We start from the raw sequence: 14,860 nt of genomic DNA on the forward strand, positions 1-14,860 counted from the left end.
TTCTTTTCATTTTTTCAACTTGTGGATCGAAGAATAGATATTGGCAGAACGGGATGTCAATCGTTTGAAACGCTATTTTCCGACGATTCGAGGGTTTTCCTTATCGAAACGCGTGCCCATACAGGCGTTTGACGTTGTGTGGAAGACACCGATCAAACGGGGGAGGATCGATTCGCGCGTGACGGCCGCGGTCAGTTCGCGTCGACGCTGTAACCTTGTTGACGCAACAATTCGAGCACGCCGCGCGGGCCGCCCAGATGCAGCGCGCCGATCGCGACGAACAGCGGCCGGTTCGGTGCGGCGATTGCCGTCATCCGTGCAACGAAGCGCCGGTTGCGCTCGTACACGATCTTGTTGTCGATCGACGCCGACAACGCCTTCGAACGCGCGAGCCGCTCGCTCTTCGCGACCGACCATGCGGAGATCGCATCGGCGTCGCCAATTCGCCACAGCCGGTGCAGCGCCTTGATGTCGTCGGCGTTCTGCGCAGGAGTCTGCACCATGTCCTGCGCGAGCATCTCGCGCTGCTCGGCCAGCGTGAGCCCGGTGAACGCGCGCATCTGTTCGGCGAGCGTCTCGAGCCCGATCACGCGGCCGCCCTTCTTCTTCAGGAATACGTTCTGCAGTTGCGCTTCGGTGCCGTATTCGGTCTGCAGGCCGGCCGACAGCGAATCGTAGGTCTCGACGACGAGCGCCGCGAGCCACGGCCGCATCTTGCGGATCTCGGCGAGCGCGGCCGGGTTGCCGCGCAGGCGCGCCGCGAGCCGCTGCCACAGCGGTTCGGGCAGCAGACGCTGCAGGCAGGGGTAACGGCACACGCCGTACTTCGACACGTCGTCCTGCGATTCGAGCAGGTCGTCCGGCGACAGCTCGAGCGCGAGCGTCGGCGACGCGGCGAGCGCCGCGAGGATCCGCGGCCGGAACGGCTGCGCGCTCGGGTAATCGGACGGGTCGCCCGTGTGCAGCGTGCCGAGCACGTACAGCGTGACCTTGCCCTTGGTCGCGACGTAGAACGGCATGCGCGCAGGCTGCACGCGCACGGTGCCGCGCGACACCGTGCCGTCCGATACGGACGGTGCATGGAAGCCCGGCAGGCTCATGCCGGGCGGCGGAACCTGCGACGGATGGATCGGCGAAGTCGCCGGCGCGCGCCCTTCGGCACGCGCCGACTCGACGGGGACCACGAGGCTGGCCGCCACGCACGCGCCGGCCAGCGCCGCGCCCGTGACGGTACGCACGCTCCAGCGCCGCGCGTAGCGGTACGCGCGCATCACGCGCGCGCTGCTTGCCCCCGCACGGCGCACGCCGGACGCGCGCGCCGCCAACGCTTCAGGCATTCGCCTCCCCTACCTCCTCGGCACGATGGCAGGCCACGCGCCGGCCGTCGACGTCGCGCAGTTGCGGCTCCTCGGCGCGACACCGCTCGACCGCATACGGGCAGCGCTGGTGGAACGCGCAGCCCGACGGCGGATTGAGCGGCGACGGCAGTTCGCCCTGCAGCTTGATCTGCACGCGACGGTCTTCCTCGAACATCGCCGGCGTCGCCGACATCAGCGCACGCGTGTACGGATGGCGCGGCCGCGCGTAGATGGTCGCCTTGTCGCCGAGCTCGGCGACGCTGCCGAAGTACATCACCATCACGTCGTCGGCGACGTGCTCGACCACCGACAGGTTGTGCGAGATGAACACGTAGCTCGTCTTGAACTGCTCCTGCAGATCCATGAACAGGTTCAGGATCTGCGCCTGGATCGACACGTCGAGCGCCGACACCGGCTCGTCGGCGACGACGATCCGCGGATCGAGGATCATCGCGCGTGCGATCGCGACGCGCTGGCGCTGGCCGCCCGAGAACATGTGCGGATAGCGCTTCGCATGCTCGGGCCGCAGGCCGACCGTGCGCATGATCTGCGCGATGCGCTGCGCGCGCTCGGCAGCCGTCAGGTTCGCGTTGATCTCGAGCGGTTCCGCGAGCGTCTGCTCGACGGTCTTGCGCGGGTTCAGCGACGCGAACGGGTTCTGGAACACCATCTGCACGCGGCGGCGCAGGTCGGCGACCATCTCGCGGCTCGCGCCGGCCACGTTCTTGCCGTCGATCGTCAGGCTGCCCGAGGTGGGCGTCTCGATCATCGTGAGCTGGCGCGCGAGCGTCGACTTCCCGCAGCCCGACTCGCCGACGACGGCGAGCGTCTTGCCGCGCTTCAGCGAGAACGACACGCCGTTCAGCGCCTTCACGGTGCCCTGGCCGAACATCCCGCGCTTCACCGCATAGTGCTTCGCGAGGCCGTCGGCCACCAGTACGTCCTCGTCGTGCGAAGTGGCACGCGTTTCGTGGACTGCATTCATCGTGCGCCTCCCGTCAGGTCGAGGTTGGAAACGTTGAGCGGCTTGATGCAGCGTGCGCGCATCGCATCGTTGCCGGACACCAGCGTGTCGAGCGCCGGCCGCGCCTTGCGGCAATCGTCGACGACGTACTTGCAGCGCGGTGCGAACAGGCACCCGGACGGGCGATCATCGCGGCCCGGCACCATGCCGGGCAATGCGGCAAGGCGACTCGCCCCCTTATTGTGCTCGGGAATCGCCGCGAGCAGCGCTTCGGTGTACGGATGATGCGGCGCACGGAAGATCTCGGGCACGCTGTTGGTCTCGATGATCTCGCCCGCGTACATCACCGCGACGCGCTGCGCGACCTCCGACACCACGGCCAGATCGTGCGAAATCAGCACGAGCGCCATCCCGCGCTCCTTCTGCAGCTTCACGAGCAGATCCATGATCTGCGCCTGGATCGTCACGTCGAGCGCGGTGGTCGGTTCGTCGGCGATCAGCAGCTTCGGGTTGCACGCGACGGCCATCGCGATCATCACGCGCTGGTTCATCCCGCCCGACATCTGGTGCGGAAACGACGTGATGCGGTTCTTCGCATCGGGAATGCCGACCTGGTCGAGCAGTTCGAGCGCGCGCCGGTGCAGCGCGTCGCCGCGCAGGCCTTCGTGCAGCTTCAGCACCTCCTTGATCTGGTAGCCGACCGTGTAGCTCGGGTTCAGGCTCGTCAGCGCGTCCTGGAACACCATCGCGATGTCCTTGCCGACGATCTTGCGGCGCGCCTTCGCCGACGCCTTCAGCAGGTCGACGCCGTTGAACGTGACCTCGTCGGCCGTCACCTTGCCCGGCGCGTCGATCAGGCCCATCAGCGCCATCATCGTCACGCTCTTGCCCGAGCCCGATTCGCCGACGACGCCTACCACCTCTCCCGGCGCGATCGACATGTTGATCCGGTCGACAGCGGGCAGGCCGTTGAAGTTCACCGCGAGATTGCGGATGGTCAGAAGATTGCTCATGGTCACGCCATCCGTTTCAGTTTGGGATCGAGCGCGTCACGCAGCCCGTCGCCGAGCAGGTTGATCGCGAGCACCGAAATCAGGATCGACAGGCCCGGCATCGTCACGATCCACCACGCGTTGTCGATGTAGTCGCGCGCGGAGGCCAGCATCGCGCCCCACTCGGCGGTCGGCGGCTGTACGCCGAGGCCGAGGAAGCCGAGGGCCGCCGCGTCGAGGATCGCCGACGAGAAGCCGAGCGTCGCCTGCACGATCAGCGGCGCCGTGCAGTTGGGCAGCACCTGCGAGAACATCAGGCGCAGCGTGCCGGCACCGGCCACGCGCGACGCCGTCACGTATTCCTTCTGCAGCTCGCCGAGCGCCGACGCGCGCGTCAGGCGCACGTAGGCCGGCAGCGCGACGATCGCGATCGCGAACATCGTGTTGGTGAGGCCCGGGCCGATGATCGCGACGACCGCGACCGCGAGCAGCAGCGACGGCAGTGCGAGCAGCACGTCCATGATGCGCATCACGGGCGTGTCGGCCCACTTCTGGAAGAACGCGGCCACGAGCCCGAGCACGATGCCGGGGATCAGCGCGAGCACGACCGACACGAAGCCGATCCAGAACGACATCCGCGCGCCGAACATCAGCCGCGAAAGGATGTCGCGGCCCGCTTCGTCGGTGCCGAGGATGAATTTCCAGTTGCCGCCGTCGAGCCACGCGGGCGGAATCTTCACGTAGTCGCGGTATTGCTCGACCGGGCTGTGCGGCGCGATCAGCGGCGCGAGCAGCGCGACTGCGATCAGCACGAGCACGATGATGCCGGCGCCGACGGCGCCGCGATTGCGCGAGAAGTTGGCCCAGAACTCGCGCAGCGCGAGCGCACGGCCGCCGGCCGGCGCGGATTCGGTCGGCAGGGTATTTTGCAGATTGCTCATGGGATTACCTCGTGTGGCGGATGCGCGGATTCAGCACGCCGTACAGCAGGTCGACGACCAGGTTCACGACGATCACGAGCGTCGCGATCAACAGGATGCCGCCCTGGACGACCGGATAGTCGCGGCGGCCGATCGCATCGATCAGCCACTTGCCGACACCGGGCCACGAAAAGAGCGTCTCGGTCAGCACGGCGCCCGCGAGCAGCGTGCCGATCTGCAGGCCGATCACGGTGACGACCGGGATCAGCGCGTTGCGCAGCGCATGCACGACGACCACGCGCACGGGCGACAGCCCCTTCGCGCGTGCGGTGCGGATGTAGTCCTCGCGCAGCACTTCGAGCATCGACGAGCGCGTCATCCGCGCGATCACCGCGAGCGGGATCGTGCCGAGCACGATCGCGGGCAGGATCAGGTGGCTGACCGCCGACTTGAACGAGCCTTCGTCCGGCGCGAGCAGCGCATCGATCAGCATGAAGCCCGTCGGGTGCGGGAAATCGTATTCGACGGCGATGCGCCCCGATACGGGCGTCCAGCCGAGGTATGACGAAAACACCATGATGAGGATCAGCCCCCACCAGAAGATCGGCATCGAGTAGCCGGTGAGCGCGGTGCCCATCACGCCGTGGTCGACGACCGAGCCGCGCCGCAGCGCGGCAATCACGCCGGCCGGCAGCCCGACCGCGAGCGCGAACACGAGCGCGCACAGCGACAGCTCGACGGTCGCCGGGAAGCGCGCGAAGAACTCGCCCCCGACGCTCGTGTTGGTGATGATCGACGTGCCGAGATCCCCGTGCAGCGCACGGCCGATGTAGTGCAGGTACTGCATGGGCAGCGGCTGGTCGAGCCCGAGGCGTTTCATCGCCTCTGCATGCATCGCGGGATCGACGCCGCGCTCGCCCATCATCACTTCGATGGGGTCGCCCGGTATCAGGTGAATCAGCGCAAACGCCAGGATGGTGATGCCGATGAAGGTCGGGATCACCATGCCCACGCGGCGCAACACGAATGTGAACATGATGCGTCTCGTATTTTCTTGTGGGAAATGTGCGACCGGCGACGGGAAGCTTTTGGCCTCCCGCCGCCGGATGAGTTAGCCGGTCTTCGCGACAGCTTACGACAGGTGCGTTACTTCACGCTAACACCGTCGAAACGGGCATAGCCGAGCGGTTCGATGCGCATGTCGACCACGTTCTTGCGCGTCGGCTGGTAGACCGTCGAGTTCGCGATCGGCGAGAACGGCAGCTGTTGCGCGAAGATCTGCTGGGCCTGCGTATAGAGCTTCGTCCGCGCATCCTGGCCCGTCGTCGTGCGGCCCTTCTGGACCAGATCGTCGAACGGCTTGTAGCACCAGTGCGAGAAGTTGTTGCCCTTGATCGCGTCGCAGCCGAGCAGCGTGCCGAGCCAGTTGTCCGGATCGCCGTTGTCGCCCGTCCAGCCGATCAGCATCGTGTCCTGCTCGCCTGCGTGCGCACGCTTGATGTACTCGCCCCACTCGTACGTGACGATCTTCGCCTTCACGCCGATCTTCGCCCAGTCGGCCTGGATCATCTCGGCCATCAGGCGGGCGTTCGGGTTGTACGCGCGCTGCACGGGCATCGCCCACAGCGTGATGTCGAAACCGTTCGGGAAGCCTGCCTTCGCGAGCAGCGCCTTCGCCTTCGCGGTGTCGTAGGTGGCCGTCTTCAGGTTCTTGTCGTACGACCATTGGGTCGGCGGCATCGGCGCGGTCGCGGCCTGGCCGGCACCCTGGTAGACGGACTCGAGGATCGCCTTCTTGTTGATCGCCATGTCGAGCGCCTGACGCACTTCGAGCTTGTCGACCGGCTTGTGCTCGACGTTGTACGCGAGATAGCCGAGGTTGAAGCCTGCCTGCGACGGCATGTCGACGCCCGAGTCGGCCTTCAGCGTCGCGATGTCGGCCGGACGCGGATAGCTCATCACCTGGCATTCGTTGCGCTTGATCTTCTGCACGCGCACGCCCGGATCCGGCGTGATCGAGAAGATCAGCTTCGACAGCTTCACTTCGCCCTTCTTCCAGTAATCAGGATTGCCGTCGAACCGGATCGTCGCGTCCTTCGTGTAGCTGCGGAAGATGAACGGGCCCGTGCCGATCGGCTTCTGGTTGATGTCGGCGGCCTTGCCGGCCTTCATCAGCTGGTCGCCGTATTCGGCCGACAGGATCGACGCGAATTCCATCGCCATGTTCTGGATGAACGGCGCATTCGGCTCGGACAGCGTGAACTTCACGGTGTACGGATCGACCTTCTCGACCTTCGTGATCAGCTTGTCGAGGCCCATGTCGGTGAAGTACGGGAACGACACCGGGTACGCCTTGCGGAACGCCTGGTTCGGATCGAGCATGCGCTGGAACGTGAACAGCACGTCGTCCGCGTTGAATTCACGCGTCGGCTTGAAGAAGTCGGTCGTGTGGAACTTCACGCCGTGGCGCAGGTGGAACGTGTACACCTTGCCGTCCGGCGATACGTCCCACTTCTCGGCGAGGCCCGGCTCGACCTTCGTGCCGCCGCGCTCGAATTCGACGAGACGGTTGTAGACGGTGAACGTGGCGGCGGTGAAATCGACGCCGGTCGTAAATTGCGCGGAATCGAAACCCGCCGGGCTGCCTTCTGAGCAGTAGACGAGCGTTTTGTTCGGGATCTGTGCGAATGCAGAGCCCGCGACGCCGAGCGATGCCGCTGCCACGCCTGCAATGGCGGTAACACGCAGGGTGTGCAACAGACGGTTGTATTCCATGTTTCCTCCAGGTCTCCAGATCGGAACCGGCCCGCCAGGGGCCGGCGTACGCGGATATTACTTGAGCTAACGATGTGGCAACAAGCTGGAGAAAAAACTCTTCTAGATACCCACGCACGGGTTTGTGCCGATGTTTAGTGTGGGTAAAAAATGCGAAAACGCGCGCGAGCGACAGTTCCGTTCATCCCGCGCAAGTTTCGTTCGGTGACTAAACAATTCGGGCGCGAACGCGAAGGTTCGACACGCCATTTTCATCGTCCGGCCGCCCATCGTTGCGTTTTGCGAAATGATCCGATGACGGTCTTCAAATCGTCATGCGATCACGCCGGCGCATCGAGGTCGGCGCTGCGCGCGGGCACGAACGCAACCGCGACGATCGACAGCGCGATCCCGGCCATCACATAGTAGGTCGGCGCGAGCGGCGTGCCCGTGACCTTGATCAGCCACGTGACGATGAACTGCCCGAAGCCGCCGAACAGCATCACCGCGACGTTGTACGCGATCGACAGCCCGGTCGAGCGCACGTTGGCGGGAAACAGTTCGGCGATCATCGCGCCGAACGGCCCGTAGTAGCCCGCGAGCGTCACCGACAGCACGGCCTGCACCACGATCAGCCGCTCGATGCTCGGCGCCGCATCGAGCCATGCGAACAGCGGGTACATCAGCGCGAACGTCAGCACGAGCGACCACAGCGACAGCCCCTTGCGGCCGATGCGGTCCGACCACGCGCCCGCGACCGGCGACAGCACCATCAGCAGCAGGTTGCCGACGATCACCGCGTAGAACGATTGCGCATAAGGCAGCTTCAGCTGCTTCACCGCGAAGGTCGGCAGATAGCTGATCAGCACGTAGATCGTCACCGTCAGCGCGATCACCGAGCCGAGCCCGCACAGCACCTCGCGCGGGTGGCGCGTGAACACTTCACCGAGCGTCGCGCGGCGCGCGCTCTGCTGCGCATGCAGGAAGGCTTCGGAATCGGCGAGGTGGCGGCGGATGTAGAAACCGATCGGGCCGATCACGAGCCCGAGGATGAACGGCACGCGCCAGCCCCAGCTGCGCAGCGCGTCGTGCGAGAGGCCGCGCGTGACGGCCGCGCCGACGAGCGCGCCGATCAGCAGCGCGGCCGCCTGGCTCGCCATCTGCCAGCTGCCGTAGAAACCGCGTTTCGAGAACGGCGCGGCTTCGATCAGCAGCGCGGTCGAGCTGCCGAATTCACCGCCCGCGGAGAAGCCCTGCAGCAGCCGGCCGAGCACGATCAGGATCGGGCCGCCGATGCCGATCGCCGCATAGGGCGGCGCGATCGCGAGCAGGAAGATGCCGACCGTCATCAACAGGATCACGAGCGACAGCGCGGCCTTGCGGCCCGCGCGGTCCGCATACAGCCCGAACACGATGCCGCCGATCGGGCGCATGAAGAACGCGACGCCGAACGTCGCGGTGGTCAGGAGCAGCGACGAGTATTCACTGGAGGTCGGGAAGAACAGCTCGGCGATCACGACCGTCATGAAGCCGAACACCGTGAAGTCGTACCACTCGAGCGCGTTGCCGATCACGGCGGCCGCCACCGCGCGCCGGTTCAGCGCACGCTCGGGCCGGACCGTTTTCGTTGAATTCGCAATCGTCGCCATGCGTGCCTCATCCTCGTGAATTCGCCGTGTCGGGCGGCGCGGCGCGCAGGTGGGTCGCGGCGCGCAGGTTTGCAGCGAGTGTAGAAAGCGACGGAACCGTTTTCAAGCAATAAAAAACGCCCGCCGTCTTTCGACTGCGGGCGTTTTGCGGTTTTCGCCACAATGCGGCATCGCACGATGCCGCACGGGACTCAACCCATCTTCGAGAATGCGCTGCACCAGCCCTTCGCCGACACCTGCTTGCCGGGGAAGGCGCCGCACGGGCCCGAAGCCGAACCCTTCTTGCCCTGGAACAGCATGCAGGCCGCACAATCCTGGCCCGCTGCGTATTTCGGGTACTTCGTCTTGTCGACCTTCGTGGCATCGGCCTTGTAGCCGAGCGCCACGGCGGTCGGATCCGTTTCCGACAGCATCGGCGCATCGGCCAGCGCTTCGCGCGACAGCGCCAGCGCGGACACGGCACCAATGCTCGTAATCAGGAAACTCCGACGGGATGTTTTCATGGGGGACTCGCTCCAACGTTATCGGTTTGAAAGCTGTTCTGGCGACAGCCGTTCGACAGAATAACGCCCAAGCGAATAAATGTGCGCGCCGAAATTCCAGAGATAAGGAATTCCACACGGCCGTCACGCGCGCGCCGCGCCGGTGCGTCAGCGGTACGCGGTCATCTCGCCCACACGCTGCGCGAGCGCGAGCGATGCGGTGAGCCCCGGCGACTCGATGCCGAACAGGTTCACGAGCCCGCGCACGCCATGCTGCGCGGCGCCCTGCACGAGGAAGTCGGCCGGCGGCTCGCCGGGCCCCGCGACCTTCGGCCGGATGCCCGCGTACGCCGGCTGCAGCGCATCGTCGGGCAGGCCCGGCCAGAATGCGCGGATCGACGTGTAGAACGCGCCGGCGCGCGCCGGATCGACTTCGTAGCGCAGCGCATCGCACCATTCGACGTCCGGGCCGAAGCGCGCCTGCCCGCCGAGATCGAGCGTCAGGTGCACGCCGAGCCCCGCGCGATCGGGCATCGGGTAGATCAGGTGCGAGAACGGCGCACGGCCCGACAGGCTGAAGTAGTTGCCGCGCGCGAGATAGAGCGGCGGCACCCAGCGCGGATCGAGGCCGCGCGTGCGGCGCGCAAGCGCCTGCGCGCCGAGGCCCGCGCTGTTGATCACGCATGCGGCGTCGATCTCGGTCGGCGCGTCGCCGCCCGTGCGCACGATGAAGCGCCCGCCGCGCAGCACGTCGATCGATTCGACCGGGGATTTCAGCGCGCAGACGGCGCCGTCGCGCTCCGCGTCGCCGAGCAGCGCAAGCATCAGCTGGTGACTGTCGACGATGCCCGTGGACGGCGAGAACAGCGCCTCCACGCATTCGAGCTGGGGCTCGAGCGTCTGCGCCTCGGCGCGCGTCAGCGGCATCAGGTCGAGCACGCCGTTCTCGACCGCGCGCGCGGCGATCGCCTTCAGCTGCTTCACCTGCGCGGCGCTCGTCGCGACGAGCAGCTTGCCCGCGCGCCGGTGCGGCACGTGATGCGTCTCGCAGAATTCGTACAGCAGGTCGCGCCCGTGCACGCACGACGTCGCCTTCAGCGACCCGCGCGGATAGTAGAGCCCCGCGTGGATCACTTCGCTGTTGCGCGAACTCGTGCCCGTGCCGATCGCATCGGCGGCCTCGAGCACGATCGTTTCACGCCCGCGCGCGGCCAGTTCCCGCGCAATCGCCAGACCGACGACACCCGCGCCGATCACGACACAATCCATCTGCTCCATGACTGTTCGCGCTGCTCGCGCGTCGAAGGGAGAGAAAGGAATTGTACGTCCCGGTTCAACCGTTTGCCGAACGCCTGCGCATCGCGTCGCGACGACGCCGCCCCCCCCACGCACACCCCACGCACGACGACGCGCGCACGCCGCCGTCGTGCGCGCGCCGCCGCGTCAAAAGCCGATCGGCCGCCGCTTCGCGGCTCCCTCGTCGGCACGGATGTCGTGCGGCCCGATCGCATCGCGGCCGTCGAGCCGCGCGGCGCCGAATGCGTGCAGCAGCGCACGGCGCATCGTGCGCGGCGGCGTCGCGGCCAGCACGTCGAGCGCATCGTCGCCGAGCGTCTCGGGGAAACGCCGCCCCCACGCATGCGACGTGCGGATCTCGTCGTAGATCGTCTGTGCGATCCGGCGCGCGCCGGCCGCATCGGGCGGCGCGATCTCGTACACGTTCATCCGATTGAGCAGCGGCTCCGGAATCGCCTGCGCGTCGTTCGCGGTCGCGATCCAGATCACGTTGCCCGCATCGATCGGCACTTCCGCGAATTCGTCGACGAACGCGCGCGCGGTGTCGTGCTCGAGCAACGCGTACAGCGCGCCGAGCGGATCGTATTGCGCATCGCTGCCGGCCTTGTCGATCTCGTCGACCGCGATCACCGGGTTCGCGTAGCTGCCGTTCACGAGCGCCTCGAACACCTTGCCGGGCTTCGCGTTCTTCCATTGCGACGACGCGCCCGACAGGATCCAGCCGGCCGTCAGCGAACTCATCGGCACGTAGTGGTACGCGGTGCCGAGCAGTTGCGCGAGCGCCTTCGCGAAATGCGTCTTGCCGATCCCGGGCGGCCCGAGCAGCAGGATCGGCATCAGCTCGAGCCGGTCGTCCGTCTCGAGGCACAGCGCGACCTGCTTGCGCACGTCGTCGAGCGGCTCGCCGAAATTCGGCAACGCGTCGCCGAGTTCGTCGAACGACGGCATCCGGTTCGGCTTCACGCAGAAGCGCAGATTCCCCGTCTTGAGCATCCGCTCGTAGGTGGCGCGCAGTGCGTCGCTCGCGCTCTCGTTCAGGTCGCTCAGCGCCGTCTCGACCTGCTCGAGGTCGTACACCGTGCTGAAGGACGCCACCGCCAGTTCCTGTTTCACCATCGCCGTCGTCATACCAACCTCGCTGCACTTGCCGTTACACACCCATCAGACCCTTACGATTTCAGTGTAGCGATCCCGCATCCCCGTGCAAGCAAGCAGCCAAGCGAGGCTGCTGCTAACAGCGGGCGCGCGCTGCACAGCTGCGCGCCGCGGCGTATGATCGAAAATTCACGTGGCGCACGCCGGGCTCGCCGATGGCGTCCGCGCGCCGCGCACATGCTGCCCGCACCTCGCCCGACGCCCCGTCCCGAAGGTATTCCGATGTCCGTCCCCGCTGCTTCTCCGCGCGCCGATGCCGCCGCGATCGACGCCGTCGACGCGGCGCTCACGTCGCGCCGCGCGATCCGCGCATTCCTGCCCACGCCCGTGCCGCGCGACACGCTCGAGGCGATCCTCGAAGCGGCGAGCCGGGCGCCGTCGGGCACCAACATCCAGCCGTGGCGCGTGTACGTCGCGACGGGCGCCACGCGCGATGCGCTCGCCGCCGCGCTGACCGCGGCCCACGACGATCCCGCGCGCGACGAGAAATACGTCGCCGAATACGACTACTACCCGCGCGAATGGGTGTCGCCGTACATCGACCGGCGCCGCAAGGTCGGCTGGGACCTGTACGGCCTGTTGAACATCGGCCGCGACGAAAAGGCGCGCATGCACGCGCAGCACGCGCGCAATTTCCGTTTCTTCGATGCGCCGGTCGCACTGTTCTTCACGCTCGACCGCGTGATGACGCACGGCGCGTGGCTCGATTGCGGGATGTTCCTGCAAGGCGTGATGACGGCCGCGCGCGCCCGCGGGCTCGATACCTGCCCGCAGGCCGCATTCGTGCCGTTTCACCGGATCGTCGCCGAACACCTCGGCATTCCGCCCAACGAACAGTTCGTCTGCGGCATGTCGCTCGGCCATGCCGACCCCGGCGCGATCGAGAACCGCCTCGTCACCGAGCGCGCGCCGGTGGCCGAGTTCGCGCGCTTTTTCGCTTGAAAACGCACGGCGCGGCCCTACCTTTCGAACAGGACCGCATCTTGCGGCGAACCCGTCGCGCTGCGCCCCGTCGCATCGCGATCGAAATCGATCGGGCGTAAGATGTGCGTCCGTTCCCCGCTATTCCGCGTTTCCGGAGACGTTTCATGCTGAAACACGGCCTGGCCGTCCTGCTTGCGAGCGTTGCGCTCGCCGCCCATGCGCAGAGCCCCGCGCCGGCCGTCGTCGCGTGGGAGATCCAGGTGGTGCGCGACGGTCAGACGATCGACACGTTCCAGCAAAACACCACCGTGGGTCAGACCCGCACCGATACCCATCGCTATCCGTCCGCCGTGCCGGTCGGCTGCGGCAATGCCGCGCGCGTCGTGCCGACCGAGCGCTCGCGCTCGGTGACGGTCGCGCCGCTCACCGTCGATCCGAACGCGAACACGGTATCGCTCGCGCTCGACGTGCAGGAAACCCTCGACGACGAAAACGCGACGCGCAGCGACCCGTGCGTGCCCGCGTCGCCGCGGCAGATCGTCGCGAGCCACCCCGGCCTGTCCGTCGGCAGCGACGCATGGACCGACTGGACGCTCGTCGAGCAGCATCCGCATCTCGTGTACCGCGTGCGTGCGCACGTCGCGAAGGACTGAGCGTCATGTCCGCCGACGCCCTGTCCCTGCCGTTCGCCGAACCGCACGCCGCGCCCGACGAAATCACCGCGGTCAGCTGGAACCTGCACAAGGGTCGCTCGCCGCTCGGCTTCACCGCGTGGAACGCGATGCGCAACTGGATGCAGTCGACGCACGCCGACGTGTATTTCCTGCAGGAAGCGATGGCGCGCCGCATGCCGCGCCCCGTGCTCGCGCCCGGCTTCGGTGCGCCGATGGACGAGGCCGTCGACGACGTGTGGCACTGCCAGGCCACCGAGATCGCGCATGCGCTCGACTGGCAGATCGCGCTCGGGCCGAACGTGTTCAAGCCGTCGTGGCGGCACGGCAACGCGATCCTGTCGCCGCATCCGCTCGATCTCGGCGGCCGCTGGGACATCTCCGCGCACCGCTTCGAGCGGCGCGGGCTGCTCGTCGCGCGCGCGACGCTCGCGGGTGCGCGGCCGGTCACGCTGCTGTGCGCGCACCTCGCGCTCACGCGCGCCGCGCGGCTGCGCCAGATGCACTGGATCGCGCACTGGATCGTGCGCAACGCGGGCGACGGCCCGCTGATGCTCGCCGGCGACTTCAACGACTGGCGCAACGATTCGGTCGCGCTGTTCGGCGAGATCGGGATGTCCGAGGTCGCGACGCTGCTCGGCGAATCGGGGCGAACGTTCCCCGCGTTCTCGCCGGCGCTCGCGCTCGACAAGATGTTCGTGCGCGGCCTGACGCCGCTCGAATGGCGCGCACCGTCCGGCGAAGCCGCCTGGCTGTCGGACCACCTGCCGTACATCGCACGCCTGCGCCTCGATCCGCAATAACGACCGGGATCACGACCCGATCGCACGCCGCCGGAGCGCAACCGAGCGGCGCGCGCTACAGTAGCGGCTTGCCCATTCCGCCACCGCCTGCCTCCGGGCCGCGCCGCCATGACCTACCTGCCGATCCTGCTGCAAATCGCCGTCGTCTACCTCGTCGCGGCGATCACGCCCGGCCCGAATTTCTTCATGATTTCGCAACTGTCGCTCGCCGGCCGGCGCAGCCTCGGCGCCGCGTCGGCGCTCGGCGTCGGCACCGCGTCGATCGCGTGGGCGACGCTCGCGATGCTCGGCCTCGCGGCCGTGCTGCACCAGGTCGAATGGCTGTACGAGGCGATCCGGATCGGCGGCGCCGTGTATCTCGTCTACTTCGGCTTCAAGCTGCTGCGCTCGGGCGTGCGCCGCGACGCCGCGCCGTCCGGCGCACCGGACGAACCGGTGCCGCTGGCCGCGCCGCACGCGCGCGACTACCTGCGCGCCTATCGCAGCGGCCTGTTCACGTGCCTGACGAACCCGAAGTCGTGCGCGTTCTGGACCAGCGTGTTCGCGGCGATGCTGCCCGCGCACGTGCCGCTGTGGTTCAACGGCGCGGTACTGGTGACGATCGGCATGCTGTCCGCCGGCTGGTATTCGTGCGTCGCGTACCTGTTCGCGAGCCCGCGCGCGCAGCGCGGCTACCGGCGCGTGCGCCGCCCGCTCGACGCGCTGTGCGGCGTCGCGCTCGTCGGCCTCGGCGCGAAACTCGCGGCCGATCGCTGAAAGCTCGTTGCAAGGATTTGTTGCGCCAAATCCGCGCAGTCACGGGGGTCAAGCCCGCGATCAGCGTCAACAGGGTAAAATAACGAGTTCCTCAAACGTCTGTCATCGAGAAGGCGCGTGTCCGACGCGCCGGCCG

The 14,860-nt window shown here is 67.3% G+C and carries 14 protein-coding genes; 4 read left to right on the forward strand and 10 right to left on the reverse strand.

Annotated elements, in window-relative coordinates:
• Positions 1–191: 191 nt before the first annotated feature.
• The 10 genes from AC5LXK_RS16100 to AC5LXK_RS16145 form a co-directional block, all read right to left on the reverse strand.
• Positions 192–1,337 (reverse strand): TraB/GumN family protein, encoded by a 1,146-nt coding sequence (locus AC5LXK_RS16100; protein ID WP_493389694.1) that lies wholly within the window; start codon positions 1,335–1,337, stop codon positions 192–194.
• The gene (locus AC5LXK_RS16105; protein ID WP_493389695.1) at positions 1,330–2,343 is read right to left on the reverse strand and encodes a peptide ABC transporter ATP-binding protein; all 1,014 of its coding nucleotides are present in this window, start codon (positions 2,341–2,343) and stop codon (positions 1,330–1,332) included. Before AC5LXK_RS16105 ends, AC5LXK_RS16100 begins: the two co-directional genes overlap by 8 nt.
• Positions 2,340–3,335: an ABC transporter ATP-binding protein gene (locus tag AC5LXK_RS16110; RefSeq protein WP_493389696.1), complete on the reverse strand. Its 996-nt coding sequence runs from the start codon at positions 3,333–3,335 to the stop codon at positions 2,340–2,342. Before AC5LXK_RS16110 ends, AC5LXK_RS16105 begins: the two co-directional genes overlap by 4 nt.
• Before the next feature lie 2 nt (positions 3,336–3,337).
• Positions 3,338–4,255 (reverse strand): ABC transporter permease subunit, encoded by a 918-nt coding sequence (locus tag AC5LXK_RS16115; protein ID WP_493389697.1) that lies wholly within the window; start codon positions 4,253–4,255, stop codon positions 3,338–3,340.
• A gap of 4 nt (positions 4,256–4,259) precedes the next feature.
• Positions 4,260–5,270, reverse strand: coding sequence for an ABC transporter permease subunit (locus AC5LXK_RS16120; protein WP_175847253.1), 1,011 nt, complete (start codon positions 5,268–5,270; stop codon positions 4,260–4,262).
• 110 nt (positions 5,271–5,380) lie between these two features.
• Complete coding sequence (locus AC5LXK_RS16125) at positions 5,381–7,009, reverse strand: ABC transporter substrate-binding protein (protein WP_493389698.1); 1,629 nt, start codon at positions 7,007–7,009, stop codon at positions 5,381–5,383.
• Between the two features lie 320 nt (positions 7,010–7,329).
• Positions 7,330–8,637, reverse strand: a complete 1,308-nt coding sequence (locus AC5LXK_RS16130; RefSeq protein ID WP_493389699.1) for an MFS transporter — start codon at positions 8,635–8,637, stop codon at positions 7,330–7,332.
• A 191-nt stretch (positions 8,638–8,828) separates the two neighbouring features.
• The gene (locus AC5LXK_RS16135) at positions 8,829–9,140 is read right to left on the reverse strand and encodes a high-potential iron-sulfur protein (RefSeq protein WP_493389700.1); all 312 of its coding nucleotides are present in this window, start codon (positions 9,138–9,140) and stop codon (positions 8,829–8,831) included.
• Positions 9,141–9,287: 147 nt separating this feature from the next.
• Positions 9,288–10,397, reverse strand: a complete 1,110-nt coding sequence (locus AC5LXK_RS16140; RefSeq protein WP_493389701.1) for an NAD(P)/FAD-dependent oxidoreductase — start codon at positions 10,395–10,397, stop codon at positions 9,288–9,290.
• A gap of 165 nt (positions 10,398–10,562) precedes the next feature.
• Positions 10,563–11,543 (reverse strand): AAA family ATPase, encoded by a 981-nt coding sequence (locus AC5LXK_RS16145; RefSeq protein ID WP_493389702.1) that lies wholly within the window; start codon positions 11,541–11,543, stop codon positions 10,563–10,565.
• 249 nt (positions 11,544–11,792) lie between these two features.
• On the opposite strand from AC5LXK_RS16145, the gene AC5LXK_RS16150 reads away from it, so the two are divergent.
• The 4 genes from AC5LXK_RS16150 to AC5LXK_RS16165 all read left to right on the forward strand — a co-directional run bounded on the left by AC5LXK_RS16150 (position 11,793) and on the right by AC5LXK_RS16165 (position 14,724).
• A complete protein-coding gene (locus AC5LXK_RS16150; RefSeq protein ID WP_493389703.1) occupies positions 11,793–12,512 on the forward strand; it encodes a nitroreductase in 720 nt (239 codons plus the stop codon).
• A gap of 146 nt (positions 12,513–12,658) precedes the next feature.
• On the forward strand, positions 12,659–13,147 hold the full coding sequence (locus tag AC5LXK_RS16155) for a hypothetical protein (protein WP_493389704.1): 489 nt from the start codon (positions 12,659–12,661) through the stop codon (positions 13,145–13,147).
• A gap of 5 nt (positions 13,148–13,152) precedes the next feature.
• Positions 13,153–13,968 (forward strand): endonuclease/exonuclease/phosphatase family protein, encoded by an 816-nt coding sequence (locus tag AC5LXK_RS16160; protein ID WP_493389705.1) that lies wholly within the window; start codon positions 13,153–13,155, stop codon positions 13,966–13,968.
• Between the two features lie 108 nt (positions 13,969–14,076).
• Entirely contained in the window at positions 14,077–14,724 is a 648-nt protein-coding gene (locus AC5LXK_RS16165; protein ID WP_493389706.1) for a LysE family translocator, read from the forward strand.
• The last annotated feature ends 136 nt before the right edge of the window (positions 14,725–14,860 follow it).

This window comes from Burkholderia pulmonis, assembly GCF_984667975.1.

What these genes read in the sequence shown, in the direction of transcription:
- AC5LXK_RS16100 (WP_493389694.1), bottom strand. Translation starts at nt 1,337, where the DNA reads ATGCCTGAAGCGTTGGCGGCGCGCGCGTCCGGCGTGCGCCGTGCGGGG.
- AC5LXK_RS16105 (WP_493389695.1), bottom strand. Translation starts at nt 2,343, where the DNA reads ATGAATGCAGTCCACGAAACGCGTGCCACTTCGCACGACGAGGACGTA.
- AC5LXK_RS16110 (WP_493389696.1), bottom strand. Translation starts at nt 3,335, where the DNA reads ATGAGCAATCTTCTGACCATCCGCAATCTCGCGGTGAACTTCAACGGC.
- AC5LXK_RS16115 (WP_493389697.1), bottom strand. Translation starts at nt 4,255, where the DNA reads ATGAGCAATCTGCAAAATACCCTGCCGACCGAATCCGCGCCGGCCGGC.
- AC5LXK_RS16120 (WP_175847253.1), bottom strand. Translation starts at nt 5,270, where the DNA reads ATGTTCACATTCGTGTTGCGCCGCGTGGGCATGGTGATCCCGACCTTC.
- AC5LXK_RS16125 (WP_493389698.1), bottom strand. Translation starts at nt 7,009, where the DNA reads ATGGAATACAACCGTCTGTTGCACACCCTGCGTGTTACCGCCATTGCA.
- AC5LXK_RS16130 (WP_493389699.1), bottom strand. Translation starts at nt 8,637, where the DNA reads ATGGCGACGATTGCGAATTCAACGAAAACGGTCCGGCCCGAGCGTGCG.
- AC5LXK_RS16135 (WP_493389700.1), bottom strand. Translation starts at nt 9,140, where the DNA reads ATGAAAACATCCCGTCGGAGTTTCCTGATTACGAGCATTGGTGCCGTG.
- AC5LXK_RS16140 (WP_493389701.1), bottom strand. Translation starts at nt 10,397, where the DNA reads ATGGAGCAGATGGATTGTGTCGTGATCGGCGCGGGTGTCGTCGGTCTG.
- AC5LXK_RS16145 (WP_493389702.1), bottom strand. Translation starts at nt 11,543, where the DNA reads ATGACGACGGCGATGGTGAAACAGGAACTGGCGGTGGCGTCCTTCAGC.
- AC5LXK_RS16150 (WP_493389703.1), top strand. Translation starts at nt 11,793, where the DNA reads ATGTCCGTCCCCGCTGCTTCTCCGCGCGCCGATGCCGCCGCGATCGAC.
- AC5LXK_RS16155 (WP_493389704.1), top strand. Translation starts at nt 12,659, where the DNA reads ATGCTGAAACACGGCCTGGCCGTCCTGCTTGCGAGCGTTGCGCTCGCC.
- AC5LXK_RS16160 (WP_493389705.1), top strand. Translation starts at nt 13,153, where the DNA reads ATGTCCGCCGACGCCCTGTCCCTGCCGTTCGCCGAACCGCACGCCGCG.
- AC5LXK_RS16165 (WP_493389706.1), top strand. Translation starts at nt 14,077, where the DNA reads ATGACCTACCTGCCGATCCTGCTGCAAATCGCCGTCGTCTACCTCGTC.